The following is an 18,628-nucleotide window of genomic DNA, read 5'->3' as shown; positions in this document are numbered from 1 at the left end:
TTGAATTGTATTGGATTGTACGTGGCCTTGGTGAGCCTGTCAGTGATGTACTGAGCCCTGACTTATCGAGGGCTTACCGATGGAAAGAACAACAAGCGGGTGGATCAACGGCTTCATTGGCGTCGCGATCTTTGCGGGCTCGTTGCCCGCCACCCGTGTGGCAGTGGCGGCCTTCGAACCTACGTTTCTGACCTGTGCCAGGGCAACGATTGCCGCCACGGTGGCTGCGTTGTTTTTGATCGTGCTACGGCAGCCGCGACCTAAACGTGGTGATGTGTCCTCCTTGGTGGTTACCGCGCTGGGTGTCGTTATCGGTTTTCCGCTACTGACGGCGCTGGCCCTCCAGCACATCACCTCGGCACATTCCATTGTTTTTGTCGGGCTGCTGCCACTGTGTACCGCAGCGTTTGCCGTTTTGCGGGGCGGTGAACGACCTCGGCCACTGTTCTGGCTGTTCTCGTTGACCGGTGCTGGGCTGGTCGTTGGCTATGCGTTGATGAATGGCGCAGAGGCGTCGGTGGTGGGCGATTTGCTGATGATGGCTGCTGTAGTCGTTTGTGGCTTGGGGTATGCCGAAGGGGCGCGTCTTTCGCGAACATTGGGCGGGTGGCAGGTGATTAGCTGGGCGCTGCTTGTAGCCTTGCCGTTTATGTTGCTGCTGACTATCGCCAATTTTCCAGCACCTGATGCCTTTGCCAAGGTAAGCGGCCCTGCGTGGTTCAGCTTCGGCTACGTTTCACTGTTCAGCATGCTGATTGGCTTTGTGTTCTGGTACCGAGGGCTGGTCCAGGGTGGCATCGCGGCAGTGGGTCAGCTGCAACTCTTTCAGCCGTTCATGGGGCTTGGGCTGGCCGCATTGCTTCTGCACGAGCACGTCAGCTGGCTGATGCTTGTGGTGACGCTGGGTGCGGTTATCTGTGTTGCCGGGGCCAAGAAATACGCGCAGTAAATGGCTGACGCCGTTTTCATCCAGACGATACCGGGGCGCAATTTTCTTGCGGCGCTGCGCCTGTACGGCAGTGAAGATGCCTTCTACGATCAGACCTGGAAGTCGGACGCCGTCGCGAACGTCAGACAAGGGGCACGACACGCGACAGCACTGAAAACAGCCCGGGACAGGGCGGAGCGTGGAGCTGATGAATGGGATGGCGTACACAGGTGATGCAGGGCGGTTGGGTGGCGCTCTGCCTGGGGGTCCTATTACTCATTTCAAGTGGTGTCAGCCTTGGCGCGGCAGCTGTTGGTGAAGGCCAACTACCTGCCTTGGCCAAGGACCGCGAGGGCTACGCCGATGCCGACAGTTGCCAGGGCTGCCATGCCCAGCAGGCCGGGCAGTGGCAGCATTCCGACCATGCCTGGGCGCTGCGCGACGCCAGCGCGGCGAATGTGCTGGGCGATTTCAACGATGTGCACTATGACCAGGACGGGGTCAAGGCACACTTCTATCGCAAGGGTGGCGGGTACTTCGTCAACATCGAGGGCGAGGATGGCAAGCCTGCGGACTTCCAGGTGCTGCATACCTTTGGCTACGCGCCGCTGCAACAGTACCTCGTTGCCTTGTCGCGCGGCCGCCTGCAGGCGCTGACCATTGCCTGGGACAGCCGGCCAGCGGAGCAGGGTGGGCAACGCTGGTTCTCGCTGTACCCCGGGCAGCGCTTTGCACCGGGCGATCCGCTGCACTGGACCGGCCGCTACCAGAACTGGAACGGCATGTGCGCCGATTGCCATTCGACGCGGCTGGTCAAGCATTACGACGATGCCAAGGACAGTTTTGCCAGTACCTGGCAGGAGAAGACCGTTGGCTGCCAGGCTTGCCATGGCCCAAGCCAGGCCCATGTCGACTGGGCCCGCGAGCATCCCGGCGCTTCGCCAGCCCAAGGGCTGAGCGTGGACGTCAAGGCGTTGGGCAGCAGAGGCCAAGTGGAACAATGCGCCTACTGCCACAGCCGTCGGCAGAGCCTGGGCACTGGCCAGATGCCTGGCCACCCGCAGTTGGACCAGAGTTTGCCGGCCACACTGCGCACCGGCTTGTACCATGACGACGGGCAGATCGACGGCGAGGTCTACGAGTACGGGTCCTTCACCCAGAGCAAGATGTTTGCCGCCGGGGTCGGTTGCACCGATTGCCATGATCCCCATACCACCCAGGTGCGTATCGAAGGCAACGGCTTGTGCCTGCAATGCCACAACGCTCAACCCAACACCGCGCGCTTCGCCGGCCTGCAGGCCAAGGACTACGACAGCCCCGCACACCATCACCATGCCGCCGGCTCACCTGGGGCGCAGTGCGTGAACTGTCACATGCCAAGCAAGGATTACATGGTGATCGACCCTCGGCGTGACCACAGCTTGCGCATCCCTCGGCCTGACCTGGCTGCCCAGGGCATTGGCCCGGATGCTTGTACCACCTGCCATCAGGGCCGCGAGCCGGCGTGGGCTGCCAGTGCGATCGATAGCTGGTTCACCGCACCCAAGCGCGCGGCCCATTACGGGCAAGCGTTCCATGGCGTTCGTCAAGACCCAGGCACCAGCCTCAGCCGGCTGGGCTACCTCCTCGCGGACAAGCACAACCCTGCGATCGTGCGGGCAACGGCTGCCCAGCAACTGGCCGATCTTGGGCCTGCGGCCGCCAGCAATCTGCGCTGGGCGTTGCAGGACAGTGACGCGCTGGTACGGGCCTATGCCGTGGGCAGCTTTACCCGTTTGCCGGCTGAACAGCGTATTGCGCCGTTGCTGCCGCTGTTGCAGGACCCCGCCCTGGCGGTACGCGATGAAGCCGTGCGGGCCTTGGCCGATGTACCCGCCGCACAGCTTCCCGAAGCCAGCCGCGCAGCGTTCACCACTTCGCTTGCCGACTACGAGCAGCGCTTGCGGGGTAATGCCGACCTGCCTGGTGGGCGGCTCAACCTGGCGGTGCTGATGCAGCGCCAGGGCCATGACGCGCAGGCCATGGAGCAGTACCGCCAGGCGTTGCACATGGACCCGTATTTCACACCGGCCAGGGTCAACCTGGTGACCCTGGCCAGCAGCAGCCAACGTCTGGATGACGCCGAAACACTGCTGCGCGAAGGCGTTGCGCTGGACAAGATGCCGGCAACGGACCGTGGCAACCTGGCGTACATGCTGGCCCTGTTACTGGTCGAGCGGAGCAAGCCGCAAGAAGCGGTCGACTGGATGGAGCAGGCAGCTGTGGCGCTGCCGGGCAATTCGCGTATTCGCTACAACCAGGGCCTGTTGCTGTCCCGCATGAACCGCCGCGACGAAGCGCTGCAGGCCTTGCGCAGCGGCCTGCAGCAAGCGCCTGAAGATGCCGACTTGCTGTATACGCTGATCTACCTGCATGCCTTGGCCGGTGAGCGTGAACAGGCCTACCCGTATGTGCGGCGAATGCGCGAGGCCGCGCCCGACGATCCACGGTTGCAGGCGATCGAACCTTACTGGCGCAACAACCCGTGAGTGCTGCCATGTTCTCTTCACGACACCCCATTGCAGCCTTGCCGTGCGCGTCTAGATTTACCACACCGCTCATCCCACCGAAGGACCGTTGCCGTGAATACCCACGAACACGTCCAGGCACTGGAAGCATCGGTCGCGGAAAAGGTCCTCGGCCAGGCTGATACCATTCGCCATGTCCTGTTAGGCCTGCTGGCCAACGGTCATGTCCTGCTCGAGAGCCTCCCAGGCCTGGCCAAGACCCGCACGGTCAAGGCACTGGCGACGCACCTGGACGCGCAGATGCGGCGCATTCAGTTCACCCCCGACCTGTTGCCTTCGGACATCACCGGTGGCGAGGTGCTGCAGCAGACGGCCGAGGGCAACACGATCAGCTTTCAGCCTGGCCCGTTGTTCGGCAATGTGATCCTGGCCGACGAAATCAACCGTGCTCCGGCCAAGGTCCAGGCAGCCTTGCTCGAGGCCATGGAAGAGCGCCAGATCACGGTGGCCGGGCAGAGTTACCCGATGTCTGGGCTATTCATGGTGCTGGCGACCCAGAACCCGATCGAACAGGAAGGCACCTACCCGTTGCCCGAAGCGCAGATGGACCGCTTTCTCATGAAGCTGCAACTCGATTATCCACGCCCTGAAGATGAAACCCAGGTACTGCGCTTGGTGCGGGAAGAGGACCAGGCCGGTCATGAGGCGGCGGCGCAACCTGCGCGCCTGGCCCAGCAGGTGATCTTCGATGCCCGTCGCGAGGTGGCGCGGGTGCACGTATCGCAGGCCATCGACCGATACCTGGTCGACCTGATCAATGCCACGCGCTATCCCGCCACGCATGACCCTGACCTGGCGCGCTGGATCAGGATCGGTGCCAGCCCGCGCGGCGGCATCAGCCTTGACCGGGTGTCGCGCGCGCATGCCTGGCTCAACGGCCAGGATTTCGTTTCGCCCGACAATGTGCGTGCCGTGGTGCACCCGGTACTGCGCCATCGCCTGCAGCTTTCCTATGATGCGATCACCGATGGCGTGGCGGCCGACCAAGTCATCGACCGGTTGTTGGACAAGGTGGCCATTCCCGCCTGACGGACTTGCCCATGGATGCGAACATGGTAGTGCCGGATGGTTTCGCGTATGCCTCGCTTGCCGAGTTGATGGCGCTGGAGGCCCGTGCCCAGGGGTTGAGCTTTGTCGCGCGCCAGCCGCTTGCGAGCATCCTTTCCGGCAACCATGCCTCACGCCTGCGAGGCAGGGGCCTGAGTTTCGACGAGCTGCGCCGCTACCTGCCCGGCGATGACCTGCGTCACCTCGACTGGCGCGCGTCGTTGCGCTATGGCAAGCCCTTCGTGCGCACCTTCACCGAGGAACGTGACAGGCCCACCCTGGTGCTGGTCGACCAGCGCATGAGCATGTACTTCGGCTCGCAGCGTTACTTCAAGTCAGTCAGCGCCGCGCAGTTGGCGGCGATCTGTGGCTGGGTGGCCTTTCACGCCGGTGACCGGGTGGGTGGCATGGTCTTCGATGGCCAACGGGTAGAGTATGTAAGGCCCCTGCGCAGCCGAGCACGGGTTGAAGCGTTGTGCAGCGCAGTGGTCAAAGCCAATCATCGGCTGTCAGCCTATGCCGCTGATCAGGAAAACGATGCACAGCTGGACAAGGTGTTGCGTAGCTGCGCCGCCAGTGCCGGTCACGACCACCTGATCTGCATCATCAGCGATTTTGCCGGCACTACGGCCGAAACCTTGCCGTTGTTGCGCCGGCTGAGCCTGCACAATGATGTGATCGCCATCCAGGTCTATGACCCGATTGCCCTGCAGGTGCCGGACAAGGGGCGGTTGAATGTCACCCAAGGCGCCGAGCAGGTCGAACTGGCGGTGGGCCAGCGGCGTATCAACCGGCCGTTGGCCGAGTTTCTTGCCGGGCGCCTGCAGGGTGTGGCCGAACTGCTGCGCCGTAGCCAGGTGCCATTGATGCGGGTCAGCACCGCCGATGACAGCCTGCAGCAACTGCGCCGCGAGCTGGGCCGCCTGGCTCAGGTGCCGCGATGAACGCTGCCGCCCCCTCCATCGACCAGTTGCGCGAGCTGACGCCGGGTGTGCCGCCGTTCAGCTACCTGCCGCAGACCTGGGCCTGGTGGGTGCTTGGCGTACTGGTGCTGTTGCTGGCCTGCCTTTGTGGGGCGCTGCGCTGGCACCGTTGGCGGCGCGACCGGTACCGCCGTGAAGCGCTGGCCCGGCTTGATGAGCTGGCAGCGAGTGAGGGTGAACAACGGCTTGTGGCGTTGCGTGAACTGCCCGAATTGCTCAAGCGTGTGGCGCTGTCGATGCCGGATGCGCCGCCCGTGGCGAGCTTGGCCGGCGCGCAATGGCAGTGCTTCCTCGACCAGCGCGCCCGCCGGCCGCTGCCATCGGGCTTTGCCGACACCCTGCAGTTGCTTGCCTATGCGCCGGACGCGACCTTGCGCCGGCTGGACACGCAGCAGGCGAACGCGTTGTTCGGTGCCAGCCGTGGCTGGATCGAGGGGCACCATGTGGCGCTTTGACTACCCGTGGGTGTTCCTGCTGTTGCCGCTGGCGTGGTTGGCCTATCGTGCGCTCAGCCCGTACCAGGAAGGCCGTAGCGCGTTGCGGGTACCCTTCTTCGCAGCCATGAGCCGCGCTGTCGGCAAGCAGCCCGGGAGGGCCAGCAGCGGGCAAGGGCATGTACTGCTGAACCTGCTGGTGTGGTGCCTGTTGGTGGCCGCTTGCGCAAGGCCTGTGCTGGTGGAAAAGCCGATCCAGCGCGAGCAGCCAATCCGTGACCTGATGCTGGCCATCGACATTTCCCAGTCGATGGAAGCGACCGACTATACCGACGCCAATGGCGCTAAAAGCGACCGCCTTAGCGCGGTGAAGTCCGTGGTGCGCGACTTCATCGCCCGGCGCAAGGATGACCGCATTGGCCTGATCGTGTTTGGTACCGGTGCCTATCCGCAGGCGCCGTTGACCCTCGACCATGCCAGCCTGTTGCTGTTGCTCGATGAGGTGGGGATCGGCATGGCTGGGCCAAACACCGCGCTGGGCGACGCCATCGGCTTGACCATCAAAGCCTTGGAGAAGACCCCAGAGCAGGAGAAAGTGCTGATCCTGCTGACCGATGGCAATGACACCAGCAGTGCCATTACCCCTGACCATGCGGCCCACCTGGCCCAGGCCAACGGTATCGTGGTACATACCATTGGTATCGGCGACCCGCAGGCGACTGGTGACGCCAAGGTCGACCTGACGACCTTGCAGGCAATCGCCCGCACCACCGGCGGGCAATTCTTCCGCGCCGACGACCGCCAGGCGCTGCAACAGGTGTATGCCACCCTCGACCGCCTGAACCCGCACAAGGTGCAGACCTTCAGCCACCAGCCCAAGCGTGACTTGTTCGTCTGGCCATTGGGTATGGCAGCCGGTTTGCTACTGGCGGGGCAACTGCTGGCCCTGGTCCGGGCACGGCTTGCGCAGGTGCAGGCATGACCATCGACCTTGCGGCCTTTCACTTCCTTCGCCCCTGGTGGTTGCTGCTGATCGTGCCGGGTGTCGTGCTGCCCTTGCTGTGGTTGCGCCGACACGATCTGCGGCATCAGTTGAGCGGCATCATCGCTCCACACCTGATCAAGCACCTGATGATCACCCCGGCCCACGCGCGGCGGCTGCGCCCGGTCCACCTGCTGGGTGCGGCACTGGTGTTGAGTGCCATTGCCGCTGCCGGGCCGACCTGGCAGCAGGACACACCTGATTTTCTCGACGACCGCGCACCGCTGATCGTTGCCGTGGACCTGTCGCCCTCGATGGATGCCGACGATGTGCCGCCCAGCCGGTTGGCCGCAGCCCGACATACCTTGCACGACCTGGTCATGCGCCGTGGCGGCGCGCGTACCGGCCTGATCGCCTATGCCGGCAGTGCGCATCTGGTGTTGCCTTGCACTGAAGACCCAGGCTTGCTGGATACCTTTATCCAAGCCTTGTCGACCGACTTGATGAGCGCGCCCGGCAAGAATGTATTGGGCGTGATCGACGAGGCCTTGAAGCTGCTGGGTGCGGAAAAGTCCCCTGGAACCTTGCTGCTGTTGACCGATGGCGCCGATGCCAGCCAGTTCGACGCCATCGCCAAGCGGCTAGCCGGCACGCAGTTGCAAGTGTTGGTGCTGGCTGTCGGCAGCCAGTCCACCGGCCCCCTGCGCAACGCCCAGGGCATGCCGCGCCTGGATACCCTGGGCCGGCCGGTGCTAGGGGGCTTTGACGTTCAGGGCCTCAAGGGCCTGGCCAAGGCTGCCAGTGCGCCCTTGGGCAGTTTATCGCTGAACGATGACGACCTGGATTGGGTCGAGTTGCATGCCCAGCGGCACTTCAAGGCCGCCAGTGCCGAAGCCGACCAGGTGCACTGGAAAGATGCCGGTTACTGGCTGTGCTGGCCGTTGTTGCTGGTGGTGCTGTTCAGCGTGCGACGTGGCTGGCGGGTGAACTGGCTGCCGGGGCTTTTGTTGGCCGTGCTGCTGGGGACAGGCGCTGAGCCCGTCAGGGCCGGGGGATTGGCCGATGCGTTTTTCACGGCTGACCAGCAAGGGCGCTGGGCATTCGAGCATGGCCGTTACCCGCAGGCCGCCGCGCACTTTCGCGACCCTTACTGGAAGGGCGTTGCCGCCTACGAAGCGGCCGACTACCCGGCCGCGCTGGCGAACCTGGGCAAGCTGGACACGGCACCGGCCTGGTTCTATCAGGGCAACAGCTATGTACGGCTTTTCAAGTTCCCGCAGGCAATAGCGGCATATCGCCAGGCGCTGCGCCTGCAACCTGACTTTGCCGAGGCCAAGGCCAACCTGGCGCTGGCCGAGGCGTTGCTCAAGGACTATGAGGGCCAGCAGCAAGCCGGCACGCCTGACGAAAAGGCCGACAAGGTGGTGGAGGATCAGACACCCGCCGCCGGCGACCAGCAACAACAGCAGAAAACGCCGCAGGCGGCTTCCGACCAGCTGTGGCTGAACAACCTCACCACGTCCCCTGCGCAGTTTCTCAAGCGCAAGTTCTCGATCCAGGATGCCGCCGCGCAGCAAGCGGCCAAGGAGGCGCCATGATCCGCCTGGTGGTGCTGGTGCTGGCTGGCCTGGCAACCGTTGCCATCGCCGCCGAGCCCGAGGTACGGGTGCAGGCGCGCTTGGTGCCGGATACAACGGTCATGGTCGGGGCCAGTGTGACACTCGAGGTCGATTTGCTGGTCGACACCTGGTTCACCGCGCCGCCGGAGCTGCCGGTGTTGCAGTTGGCCGGTGCCGTGGTCAGCCCGCCCGGTGGCGAGGCTGAGCACCTCAATCAGCGGCTCGATGGCAAAGCCTTCTTCGGCCTGCGCTACCGCTATCAGATCACACCGAGCGTGGCGCAGTCGTTCACGGTTCCGGCACTGACAATCCGTGTCCATCCTGGCCAGGCCAGCGCTGCGCAGACAGTGCAAAGCCAACCCTTGTCGTTTGCCGCCAAAGGGCAGGCCGGTGGCGATGGCGAACAGCGCTTGGTGGCACAGGCGCTCGACGTCAGCCAGGCCATCGAGCGCTCGCACACGCCGCTGCGCGCTGGGGATAGCATCACCCGCCGTTTGCACATCGTGGCCCGCGGGGGCCAGGCAATGCTGATTCCGCCGCCGATCTTTGCCGAGGTCGATGGCCTCAAGCGCTACGCGCAGACCCCAATCGTGTCACCGGTCAGCGACGGGCGCGGTGGCACCCTGGGCGGCCAGCGCGAGGACAGCGTGACCTATGTGGCCGCTGCCGCTGGGCACTATCGGCTGCCTGCCATCGAAGTGACGTGGGTGGACGCTGCGAGTGGTGAACCGCGCACGGCCTCGGTGCCAGCGCTGGACATGGAGGTGGGCAAGGGCAGTTACCAGGCACCGTTCTCCTTGAGCGAAGATTTGCGCGCACTTGGCCGAGGCGCGCAAATCAGCATCGCTAGCCATTGGGTAGTGCTGGTGCTGCTGGCGTTGCTGGTGGGCGGGGTGGGCTGGGCCGGTCGCGCTTGGGGGCAGGGCGCCTTGTTGCACTTCAAGCGCTGGCGGGCTGGCCGCCAGCAGGCCTGGCTGAATTCACCGAACTACGCCTGGCGTCAGGCTCGTCGACAGTGCGCCAGCGAGCCGGCACGGCTGGATGCCATGTATCTGTGGCTGCGTCGGGCCACAGGCCAGCGCACGCTGTCGTCAAGTGAACATCCTCGTGGCAGGCAAAGCGAAGAGGCTTTGCTAGCCTTTTTGCAGGATTTCTATGCTGCCGGGCGCCTTCGGCCACCCCCCGCCGATGCCAGGCTGAGCCTGTTGTACAGCCTGCGGCAACAGGTTGAGGCGCACCCAGCCAAGCCTGTCGGCAAGCACGCGCTCAAGCAACTCAATCCCTGACAGCCTAGCTGTCAGGTCGGCAACTCAAGCAGGGATGATTGGCCATGCGCAAGGTCCTGGTGAGCACCGCTTCCGTTCGTGCGCTGTTATGTGTCTTGCTGCTGGTGCCGGCCCTGCAGGTGCTGGCCGCTGAGCCGTTGGCCTCTTGGCGTGACGGGCCGTCGCGCCAGGCCATCGAGGCTTTTGTTGGCGCGGTCACCCAGCAAGGTGGCCCCGACTATGTCGCCCCGGCCGAGCGCATCGCGGTGTTCGACAACGATGGCACGTTGTGGAGCGAGCAACCGTTGTATTTTGAAGTGCTGTTCGCCATGGATGAGGTCAAGCGCCTGGCGCCGCAGCACCCGCAGTGGCGTAATCAGCAGCCGTTCAAGGCGATACTCGAGAACGATCACCAGGCGCTGGCGGCGCAAGGCATGGACGGCATGCTCAAGATCGTCGCGGCCACCCATTCGGGGATGAGCAGTGAGGATTTCATTGCCCGCAGCCGCAGCTGGCTGGTCAGCGCCCGTCACCCACGCACCGGCAAGCCGTACACCGAGATGGTGTTCCAGCCAATGCTCGAGCTGCTGGGCTACCTGCGTGACAACGGCTTCAAGACCTACATCGTGTCAGGTGGCGAGGTCGCCTTCATGCGCGCCTTTGCCGACGAGGTGTATGGCATCCCGCCGGAGCAGGTGATCGGCACGACCCTGGAGGCTTCGTTTCAGGACCAACAGGGCAAGCTGAGCATCCAGCGTTTGCCCAAGGTAGTGCACAACGACGACGGCCCGGGCAAGCCGGTGAGCATCGATTCGATCATCGGCCGCCGACCGCTGCTGGCGTTCGGTAATTCCGACGGCGACCTGCAGATGCTGCAGTGGACTAAAGCGGGCAAGGGCCGACGCTTTGCCGGGCTGGTCCACCACACCGATGCCCACCGCGAATGGGCCTATGACCGCAAGAGTTCGGTCGGGCGCCTTGACAAAGCCCTGGACCAAGCCACCGCCAAGGGCTGGACCGTGGTCGACATGGCCAGTGAATGGCGCCGTGTCTACCCCTTTGAAACACCGCAATGATTCATCAACCAGCCGCAGCAGCACGGCGATCGCCGTGCCAGCAGTCGTGGACGACAGCAGTGACGTGAAACGGAGAGCGTAGCTATGAAGTCCAGTAGAGCATGGTTGTCGGCGGCCGCCCTCGCGGCAACGGCAACGTTCGGGGCGGGGCTGGCCAGTGCGGCGGACAAGCCGAACATCCTGGTCATCTTCGGTGACGACATCGGCCAGACCAATATCAGTGCCTATGGCAAGGGCGTGGTCGGTTACCAGACGCCGAACATCGACCGCATCGCCAAGGAAGGCATGATGTTCACCGACTATTACGCGGAGAACAGTTGCACCGCCGGCCGGTCGACGTTCATCACCGGTCAGTCGGCATTGCGCACCGGCCTGTCCAAGGTCGGTATGCCTGGCGTACCGGTGGGCCTGCAAGCACGCGACGTTACCATCGCTCAAGCGCTCAAGGCACATGGCTATGCCACTGGCCAGTTCGGCAAGAACCACCTGGGGGACAAGGACGAGTACTTGCCGACCAACCATGGCTTCGACGAGTTCTTTGGCAACCTGTACCACTTGAACGCCGAGGAGGAACCGGAGCGCCCTTACTGGCCCAAGGATGATGCCGAATTCGTCAAGGCCGCTTCACCACGCGGTGTGATCAAGTCCAGCGCCGACGGCAAGATCGAAGACACCGGTGCGTTGAACAAGAAACGCATGGAAACCATCGACGACGAGACCACCCAGGCGGCGATCAACTTCATCGACAAACAGGTCAAGGCCGACAAGCCTTTCTTCGTGTGGATGAACACCACGCGCATGCATGCCTTTACCCATGTGCGCGAGTCGATGCAGGGCCAGAGCGGCATGGTGGGTAACGAGTATGCCGACGGCATGCTTGAGCATGATGGCGACGTGGGCAAGCTTTTGAAAACCCTCGACGACCTCAAGGTGGCTGACAACACTATCGTGGTCTACACCACTGACAACGGCCCGAACCAGTGGTCCTGGCCGGATGCGGCGACTACACCGTTCCGCAACGAGAAGAACTCCAACTGGGAAGGGGCCTTCCGTGTACCGGCTATGATTCGCTGGCCAAACCATGTCAAGGCGGACACCGTCTCCACCCAGATGATGTCGGGGCTGGACTGGTTCCCGACGCTGCTTGCGGCCATTGGTGACACTGATATCAAGGACCGCTTGCTCAAAGGGGCCGATGTCGGTGGCAAGAACTTCAAGGTGCATCTGGACGGCTACAACCAACTCGACTACCTCACAGGCAAGAGCGACAAGAGTGCACGAAACGAGTTCTTCTACTTCAGTGACGACGGCGACCTGGTAGCGATGCGCTACGACAACTGGAAGATCGTTTTCTGCGAGCAGCGTGCGCCAGGTGGTCTGAAGGTATGGAGCGAACCGTTCACCTGCCTGCGGGTGCCGAAGCTGTTCAATCTGCGGATGGACCCATACGAGCGGGCAGACGTAGTGTCTGACCAGTACTACGACTGGCTGACCAAAAACGACTATCTGATATTCAACGGCGTGAAGAAATCGGCGCAATTCCTGCAAACCTTTGTCGAGTACCCACCTAGCCAGCGGCCGGCCAGCTTCAGCATCGACCAGATCCGCGCTGACGTGGACAAGAAAATTGAAGAAAAGATGAACAAGCAGTGAGGACTACACTGTAGTGCCATGACCGCAGGGGCGGGCGTGCTCGCTCCTGCATCTTTACCCGTATGCACAAGGCGCTCATTCATGGCATCACCTGCAGCATCTTCCGCTGTTTCCCGTGAGCCTCGCACCCAGTCCCGTCCACTGCTCGCATTGCCTGCCACGCTGCTGTTCCTCTCCGGTGCTGCCGGTCTTGTCTACCAAGTGCTGTGGATCAAGCAACTGTCATTGGTCGTGGGTGTGGAAGTGCATGCCGTCGCCACCGGTATCAGTGCCTTTTTTGCCGGGCTTGCCTTTGGCGGCCTGCTGTTCGGGCGTTGGGCCGACCGCCTGCAACGCCCAGTGCGCCTGTACGTTTATCTTGAGCTCGCCGTTGCGCTGCTGGGGCTCGGCGCCACCCTTGGCCTGGCCCATGCCGCCGGACCGTTCGCCCGCCTCGAGGCCAGTGCCGGCCTGCTGGCCTGGGCGCTGCCCTTCGTGCTGGTGGGCGTACCGGCCTTGCTCATGGGCGGTACCTTGCCCGTACTGGTGCGCACGCTGGCGCCTGTCACCGGGCAGTTGGCAGAGGCGGGTGGGCGCTTGTACGCGGCGAACACCGCTGGCGCGATTGCCGGCACGCTAGCGGCGGCCTTCGTACTGCTGCCGCGCCTTGGCGTTACAGGCAGCGCCTGCGCAGCTGCCAGCCTGAACCTGCTGGCAGCATTGGGTGCCTGGCTTTCTTACCGGCGAGAAGTGAGCTTGCCGCCGCTTGCCAATGCCTCGTCGACATCACGCTCGCCGCAGGCACGCCTGGCCATCGCCCTGTATTGCATCGCCGGGGGAGTGGCGCTGGGCTACGAGGTGGTGTGGAGCCAGTCGATCGTGCCCTTCATGAGCACCCGGTCCTATGCCTTTGCCGTGGTGCTGGCCACTTACCTGGCCGGGCTGCTGGCCGGTAGTGCGCTGTATGCCAGGCGTGCCGACCGAATTCGTGATCCTTGGGGTGTGTTCGGGCTGTTGATTGCCATTGCCGGGCTGCTTGCCCTGTTGCAGCTTGCCGGGCTGGGCCGCTGGCTGGTGCAGGCCCAGACGCAGGCCGAACTGTTCGCCCTGCAGCTGACTGGCAACGAACTGCTCGGCATGTGCGCGCGTTTCGCGGTGGCGGCCGCGTGCATGGTGTTGCTTCCAACCACATTGCTGGGCGCCGCATTTCCACTGGCCTTGCGCCTGGTGGTGGACAGCGGTCATGTGGGGCGGGATGTGGGCGCGGTGGTGGCGCTCAACACCCTGGGTGGCATCGCCGGCGTGCTGCTCACGGGGTTCGTACTGGTGCCGCAATTGGGCCTGGTACGTGCCTTGGGGGCGCTTGCCGCAATGGCCGTGCTGGTAGGGTTGGTGGCGGTGTGGCGTGGCCAGGGTGTACGTCGCCCTGCTGCGTTGGCCGTGTGCCTGGTGGCCCCTGCAACCGTGCTGGTGGTGCTGTTGATGCCGCCGCAGCGCCTGGCCGAGCTGCTGCCAGGCGCACGCAACGGGCAACTCACCTACTACCATGAGGGCAAGGGCGGCACGGTGGCAGTGGTCACCCAAGGGCGCCAGGGGCAAACCTTCAGCCGCCTTTACATCCAGGGTGTTTCCAATACCGGCGACGCCATGCCATCGCTGCGCTACATGCGCTTGCAAGCCTTGCTGCCGTTGCTGATCCACAATGGCGAGCCGCGCTCGGCCTTGGTGATCGGCTTTGGCACCGGTATCACCGCCGGGGCGATGCTACGTTACCCTGGACTGGAGCGCCCGGTGGTGGCCGAATTGCTGCCTGAAGTCTTGCAGGCGGCGCCCCGTTTCAAAGGCAACTATGCCGCGGTGGCGGACCCACGCCTGGACATTCGCTTGCGCGATGGTCGCCGTGAGTTGCTGCGCAGTGAGGCGCGCTACGATTTGATCACCCTGGAACCACCGCCACCCTCGGCGGCCGGCGTGGTCAACCTGTACTCGCGCAACTTCTATCAGCTGGCCGCCGCCCGCTTGCAACCTGCTGGCCTGGTCGCGCAGTGGCTGCCCTTGCCGACCCAGAACGACGAAGACAGCCGCTCGCTGGTGCGCAGCTTCATCGATGTCTTCCCCCATGCCACGCTGTGGACCACTGAGTTCCACGAAATGCTGCTGATCGGCTCATTGCAGCCATTGCAGTTGGATGTACCGCGTATCCGCCAGCGCCTGGCGCAAGCGAGCGTGGCCCAGACGCTGGCCGAGGTGGGTGTCGCTTCGCCAGAGGCCTTGCTGGCCACCTGGATTACCGACCGTGCCGGGCTTGAACGTTACGCCGGCAATGCATTGCCAGTGACCGACGATCAGCCACGCATCGAGTACGCGCCGTGGGTGCGCCCCCGGGAAATCACCCGTGTGCTGCCAGCCTTGCTGGCCCTGCGCAGCACGCCACCGCTGCAGGGCGCGGAACCAGGCTTCGCCAGCGCGGTGAGTGACCAGTGGCGCAGCCTGGCACTTTTCTACAGCCTCAGCTTGCATGCCTACAACGGCAACCGCCAGGCCTGGGCGCGGGAAGCCCGCGAACTGGCCCGCAGCGACGGCGGCAACCCGTATTATCGCTGGTTCCTTGGCCCCAGTACCGGCCAGTGAAGCCTGTGCTATCACTACAGGACTATCGGCCAGGGAGTGAGCAATGAACCGTCTGTTGACTGCGCTGTTGATGCTGTGTGCCTTGCTGCCGCTGGCGGGGCATGGCAAGGATGCGGTGGGTAGCGCGACCGATGGCGTGCCGGGTGAACCGGCAGAACTGCGCATCGCCAACCGCAGCATCTTCACCTTCCACGCCACCTTGCTCGGCGAGACCCCGGCCGCGCGCGCGCAGCGGGCGACGGCGGTGATCGATGAGGCATTGCGCGGCACCGACGAGCTGAAAGTCAGCGTCGACCCCATCGTCAACAGCCACCTGGTGCTGCTAGGTGGGCGGCGGGCCTTCATCGTCGCCCCGCAGGACCTGGGCGTGGAGGGTGGCGACACCCGGGAGGCGGCCGAGCAGGCTGCGGCCACGTTGCGTCAGGTCGTGGATGAAACCGGCGAGGCGCGCAGCCTGCGTTTTCTGCTCAAGGCGCTGGGCTTTTCCGCCGTCGCGACACTGGTGTTCGTGCTGCTGATCAAGGCTGCCAACCTGGGCCGACGCAGACTGCGCGGCCGTTTGCCGCAATTGATGCGAGAACGAGCCCGGCAGATCAAGGTAGGCCAACTGCCGCTGTTCGACATGCAGTATGTGTACTTTGTGATCGACCGGCTGCTGCGCCTGATGTACTGGGTGATCGTCTTGCTGCTTGGCTACCAGTGGCTGAGCTTCGTGCTGTCGCAATTCCCCTATACCCGGCCGTGGGGCGAAAGCCTCAACGTGCATCTGCTCGACCTGCTGCGCTACCTGCTCGACGGCATTCTGCATGCCATTCCCGGTATTGCCGTGGCCGTCATGATCTTTTTCATCGCCCGCGGCATCAGCGGCTTCAGCCGCCGCGTGCTGGAGCGCATGGCCCGCCCGGGTACGCTGAAGTGGTTGACCGAAGAAACCTTGCAGCCCACCACCCGGCTAACTTCACTGGCGATCTGGCTGTTTGCCCTGGTGATGGCTTACCCGTACCTGCCGGGCTCTGGCACCGATGCCTTCAAAGGGCTTTCGGTGCTGTTGGGCCTGATGATTTCGCTGGGTGCCTCCAGCGTGGTCGGGCAGGCTGCGGCGGGGCTGATCCTGACGTATTCGCGCACACTGAAGGCCGGTGAATACGTGCGGGTAGGGGATAACGAAGGCACGGTGACCGAGGTGGGCATGTTCAACACCACCATCCGCACCGGTTTGGGCGAGGTGTTGACGCTGCCCAACTCGATGATCACCGGGTCGGTGACGCGCAACTATTCACGGGTGGTGCAGGGCCAGGGGTACATCGTCGATACGGTGGTCACCATCGGCTATGACACGCCCTGGCGCCAGGTCGAGGCGATGCTGGTGGAGGCCGCGCAGCGCACCGAGGGCATTCTTGCCAAACCCAGGCCGCAGGTGTTCCAGACCGGGCTCTCGGACTTTTACCCCGAATACCGCCTGGTGGGCCAAGCGGTGCCCAGCGAGCCACGGCCGCGCGCCGAGCTGTTGAGCCTGTTGCACGCCAACATCCAGGATGTATTCAATGAATACGGCGTGCAGATCATGTCGCCGCATTACCTGGGCGACCCGGCTCAGGAGAAGTGGGTGCCGCGTGAGAAGTGGTTTGCCGCGCCGGCGCGGGAACCGGGTGGCGATGGCAAGGATGCCTGAGCGCTACTCAAAGTGCGGCGATCACCGGGTCGCCGTATTGCCGTCGATGCTCAAGCGGCGTGATATCGAACCAGCGCAAATGCGCACGGCAGAACGAGGTGGTACGGCGATAGCCCAGCTCGTTGGCGATCTGCCCGACAGACAAGGTGGTCTTGCGTAGCATCTGTTGTGCCTGGCAGCGGCGAATACCGTCCAGATAGCCTTCGAATTCGATACCATCGCTGGCCAGGTGCCGTTGCAAGGTGCGTGAATTCATGTTCAAGGCCAGCGCCACCTGTTCCAGGGTGCAGCGTTGGGCGGGCAGCAGCATCTGGATCTTGCGCTCTACCGAGGCCAGCAGGCTGTCGCAAGGGACGGCCTGGTTCTCCAGGAAGTGGCGGACGATGGCATGCAGGTCGGCGTCATGGTGCACGCAGGCTTCTTGCAGTACGTCAGCCCCCAGCACCAGGCTGTTGTGGGCCTGGCCGAACAGCACCGGGCAGTCAAAGTAACGTGTGTAGCCCGAGGCATCGCCCAGCGCGGCGTGGCGCAAGGTCACCGCCCGTGGCCGCAGTGGCGCGCCGCGCAGCTCGCCAATCAGCAGCCGCGCCCCCATCACTGATTTCTCGACAATTTGCGGCGTCTGTTCGGAACTCGGCAGGCCGTTGTCGAAAAACAGCATGGCCTGCCCGGCGCGGTGTTCCAGGCGAAAGTGGATAGCCGGGCTGTAGTGGCGCATGTAACGGATTACCGCCACCAGGGCGTGGCCTACGGTGGGGGCGGAGTTGGCCAGGTGGCGCAGCGGGCCGACCAGGGTCGAGCCTTGGCGCAACGCCAGCTCCAGGCCGAAGCGGGGCAGGCTCAGGGCGTGCGCGCTGCCTTCGAACAGTTGCACCAGGCTCAGGTAGGGTAGGTGCTTGCCGTAGTTGCCGACCACATCCGGGGCAATGTGCAGCGGGGCCAGAAAGTCCCGCTGCGCAGCACCGTGTTCGACCAGTAGCTGGTCATATTGCAGCAATGCGCTGCCGCGAATGCTGTCCATGGAATCGCGCCTCATCAGTGACCGGGGGCAGGCCTGCACGCTCCTGGGCAGGGCCGTGCTTGAGGGAAGCGGCCTATTTCCGCAATGCCTGGAAGGAGCCGACCATGTCCTTGGCCCAGCCATCGAGTACGGCTTTGGCGTCTTTTGCCTGCATGACCTGGGATGAGTCATCCAGCTCGGTACCTGCACCTTTGCGCACCACTTCGGCCACCACCTGGTTGCTGTCACCATCAAGGAACGCCGCTTCGGTGGCGATGCTGGTGTCCTGGTCACGGATACCGGTGGCGGTGCTGATGCCTGCGGCGATCAACGCAATCGGAATGACTTCATAAGGGCGCAGGCTTTTGGTCTGGGCGCTCACCGCCGTTATCGCCGGGCGCACCACCAGTACGCGCGGACCAGGGCTGGTGGCCAGCGGTAATACCTGGGAGAAGTGGTTCTTCAGGGTCTGGTCGTAGTACTGGGTGATCCCCGTCAAGGTCGATTGCGGCACTTTGTCGGTCGGTTGCGGTTTGGGGTAGAGCTGGCTTGGCTCTATGTACACGCTGGTGTAGCGCTTGGCATCGACCCCGGGCTTGATCCAGCGCATGACTGGCGCGCCGGACGGCGACTTGTCTTCCTTGAGGATGCTGTAGTCCTTCAGGAACCCTGAATACTGGTCGGACTCCACGTACTTGCTGGCGCACCCCTGCAGCATGAGGGTTGCAAGGCACAGCGATGCAGCCAATGTCTTGGTGTTCATGCAGCTTCTCCTTCGTTGCGTTGATCAAT

At 63.8% G+C, this 18,628-nt stretch carries 15 protein-coding genes; 13 read left to right on the top strand and 2 right to left on the bottom strand.

Features of this window, described 5'->3' with window-relative positions; all coding sequences use genetic code 11:
• Positions 1-79 precede the first annotated feature (79 nt).
• The 13 genes from ACNQP3_RS15885 to ACNQP3_RS15825 all read left to right on the top strand — a co-directional run bounded on the left by ACNQP3_RS15885 (position 80) and on the right by ACNQP3_RS15825 (position 16,836).
• The gene (locus tag ACNQP3_RS15885) at positions 80-949 is read left to right on the top strand and encodes a DMT family transporter (protein WP_012272683.1); all 870 of its coding nucleotides are present in this window, start codon (positions 80-82) and stop codon (positions 947-949) included.
• Positions 950-1,162 (top strand): hypothetical protein, encoded by a 213-nt coding sequence (locus ACNQP3_RS15880; RefSeq protein ID WP_012272682.1) that lies wholly within the window; start codon positions 950-952, stop codon positions 1,160-1,162.
• The gene (locus ACNQP3_RS15875) at positions 1,141-3,456 is read left to right on the top strand and encodes a tetratricopeptide repeat protein (protein ID WP_060492490.1); all 2,316 of its coding nucleotides are present in this window, start codon (positions 1,141-1,143) and stop codon (positions 3,454-3,456) included. The genes ACNQP3_RS15880 and ACNQP3_RS15875 overlap by 22 nt, the downstream gene beginning before the upstream one ends.
• A gap of 93 nt (positions 3,457-3,549) precedes the next feature.
• Positions 3,550-4,524: an AAA family ATPase gene (locus ACNQP3_RS15870; protein WP_012272680.1), complete on the top strand. Its 975-nt coding sequence runs from the start codon at positions 3,550-3,552 to the stop codon at positions 4,522-4,524.
• Between the two features lie 11 nt (positions 4,525-4,535).
• Positions 4,536-5,486, top strand: a complete 951-nt coding sequence (locus ACNQP3_RS15865; protein WP_012272679.1) for a DUF58 domain-containing protein — start codon at positions 4,536-4,538, stop codon at positions 5,484-5,486.
• Positions 5,483-5,980 (top strand): DUF4381 domain-containing protein, encoded by a 498-nt coding sequence (locus ACNQP3_RS15860; RefSeq protein WP_060492491.1) that lies wholly within the window; start codon positions 5,483-5,485, stop codon positions 5,978-5,980. Before ACNQP3_RS15865 ends, ACNQP3_RS15860 begins: the two co-directional genes overlap by 4 nt.
• On the top strand, positions 5,967-6,941 hold the full coding sequence (locus ACNQP3_RS15855; RefSeq protein ID WP_264316201.1) for a vWA domain-containing protein: 975 nt from the start codon (positions 5,967-5,969) through the stop codon (positions 6,939-6,941). Before ACNQP3_RS15860 ends, ACNQP3_RS15855 begins: the two co-directional genes overlap by 14 nt.
• Positions 6,938-8,539, top strand: coding sequence for a VWA domain-containing protein (locus tag ACNQP3_RS15850; RefSeq protein WP_060492492.1), 1,602 nt, complete (start codon positions 6,938-6,940; stop codon positions 8,537-8,539). Before ACNQP3_RS15855 ends, ACNQP3_RS15850 begins: the two co-directional genes overlap by 4 nt.
• Positions 8,536-9,846: a hypothetical protein gene (locus tag ACNQP3_RS15845; RefSeq protein ID WP_264316200.1), complete on the top strand. Its 1,311-nt coding sequence runs from the start codon at positions 8,536-8,538 to the stop codon at positions 9,844-9,846. The genes ACNQP3_RS15850 and ACNQP3_RS15845 overlap by 4 nt, the downstream gene beginning before the upstream one ends.
• 44 nt (positions 9,847-9,890) lie before the next feature.
• Entirely contained in the window at positions 9,891-10,901 is a 1,011-nt protein-coding gene (locus ACNQP3_RS15840) for an HAD family hydrolase (RefSeq protein ID WP_264316199.1), read from the top strand.
• An 84-nt stretch (positions 10,902-10,985) separates the two neighbouring features.
• Positions 10,986-12,554 carry an arylsulfatase gene (locus ACNQP3_RS15835; RefSeq protein ID WP_012272673.1) on the top strand — a complete coding sequence of 523 codons (1,569 nt, stop codon included), beginning with the start codon at positions 10,986-10,988 and terminating at the stop codon, positions 12,552-12,554.
• Positions 12,555-12,635: 81 nt separating this feature from the next.
• Positions 12,636-15,164 carry a fused MFS/spermidine synthase gene (locus ACNQP3_RS15830; RefSeq protein WP_264316198.1) on the top strand — a complete coding sequence of 843 codons (2,529 nt, stop codon included), beginning with the start codon at positions 12,636-12,638 and terminating at the stop codon, positions 15,162-15,164.
• A 43-nt stretch (positions 15,165-15,207) separates the two neighbouring features.
• A complete protein-coding gene (locus ACNQP3_RS15825; protein WP_012272671.1) occupies positions 15,208-16,836 on the top strand; it encodes a mechanosensitive ion channel family protein in 1,629 nt (542 codons plus the stop codon).
• A gap of 7 nt (positions 16,837-16,843) precedes the next feature.
• On the opposite strand, the gene ACNQP3_RS15820 is transcribed toward ACNQP3_RS15825, so the two are convergent.
• Together ACNQP3_RS15820 and ACNQP3_RS15815 are read right to left on the bottom strand one after the other, a co-directional pair.
• Positions 16,844-17,857 carry an AraC family transcriptional regulator gene (locus tag ACNQP3_RS15820; RefSeq protein ID WP_041166721.1) on the bottom strand — a complete coding sequence of 338 codons (1,014 nt, stop codon included), beginning with the start codon at positions 17,855-17,857 and terminating at the stop codon, positions 16,844-16,846.
• Between the two features lie 73 nt (positions 17,858-17,930).
• Positions 17,931-18,599: a DUF3313 domain-containing protein gene (locus ACNQP3_RS15815; RefSeq protein ID WP_012272669.1), complete on the bottom strand. Its 669-nt coding sequence runs from the start codon at positions 18,597-18,599 to the stop codon at positions 17,931-17,933.
• Between the last annotated feature and the right edge of the window lie 29 nt (positions 18,600-18,628).

It is taken from the genome of Pseudomonas sp. LFS074, from assembly GCF_047978165.1.
Taxonomy (GTDB): domain Bacteria; phylum Pseudomonadota; class Gammaproteobacteria; order Pseudomonadales; family Pseudomonadaceae; genus Aquipseudomonas; species Aquipseudomonas putida_P.
The sequence above is the reverse complement of the archived record's forward strand: the minus strand, read 5'-3'. Positions and strand labels throughout refer to the sequence as shown.

Bases quoted from the DNA above. Each gene is read 5' to 3' on its own strand.
- ACNQP3_RS15885 (WP_012272683.1), top strand. From the start codon at position 80: ATGGAAAGAACAACAAGCGGGTGGATCAACGGCTTCATTGGCGTCGCG.
- ACNQP3_RS15880 (WP_012272682.1), top strand. From the start codon at position 950: ATGGCTGACGCCGTTTTCATCCAGACGATACCGGGGCGCAATTTTCTT.
- ACNQP3_RS15875 (WP_060492490.1), top strand. From the start codon at position 1,141: ATGGGATGGCGTACACAGGTGATGCAGGGCGGTTGGGTGGCGCTCTGC.
- ACNQP3_RS15865 (WP_012272679.1), top strand. From the start codon at position 4,536: ATGGATGCGAACATGGTAGTGCCGGATGGTTTCGCGTATGCCTCGCTT.
- ACNQP3_RS15860 (WP_060492491.1), top strand. From the start codon at position 5,483: ATGAACGCTGCCGCCCCCTCCATCGACCAGTTGCGCGAGCTGACGCCG.
- ACNQP3_RS15855 (WP_264316201.1), top strand. From the start codon at position 5,967: ATGTGGCGCTTTGACTACCCGTGGGTGTTCCTGCTGTTGCCGCTGGCG.
- ACNQP3_RS15850 (WP_060492492.1), top strand. From the start codon at position 6,938: ATGACCATCGACCTTGCGGCCTTTCACTTCCTTCGCCCCTGGTGGTTG.
- ACNQP3_RS15845 (WP_264316200.1), top strand. From the start codon at position 8,536: ATGATCCGCCTGGTGGTGCTGGTGCTGGCTGGCCTGGCAACCGTTGCC.
- ACNQP3_RS15840 (WP_264316199.1), top strand. From the start codon at position 9,891: ATGCGCAAGGTCCTGGTGAGCACCGCTTCCGTTCGTGCGCTGTTATGT.
- ACNQP3_RS15835 (WP_012272673.1), top strand. From the start codon at position 10,986: ATGAAGTCCAGTAGAGCATGGTTGTCGGCGGCCGCCCTCGCGGCAACG.
- ACNQP3_RS15830 (WP_264316198.1), top strand. From the start codon at position 12,636: ATGGCATCACCTGCAGCATCTTCCGCTGTTTCCCGTGAGCCTCGCACC.
- ACNQP3_RS15825 (WP_012272671.1), top strand. From the start codon at position 15,208: ATGAACCGTCTGTTGACTGCGCTGTTGATGCTGTGTGCCTTGCTGCCG.
- ACNQP3_RS15820 (WP_041166721.1), bottom strand. From the start codon at position 17,857: ATGGACAGCATTCGCGGCAGCGCATTGCTGCAATATGACCAGCTACTG.
- ACNQP3_RS15815 (WP_012272669.1), bottom strand. From the start codon at position 18,599: ATGAACACCAAGACATTGGCTGCATCGCTGTGCCTTGCAACCCTCATG.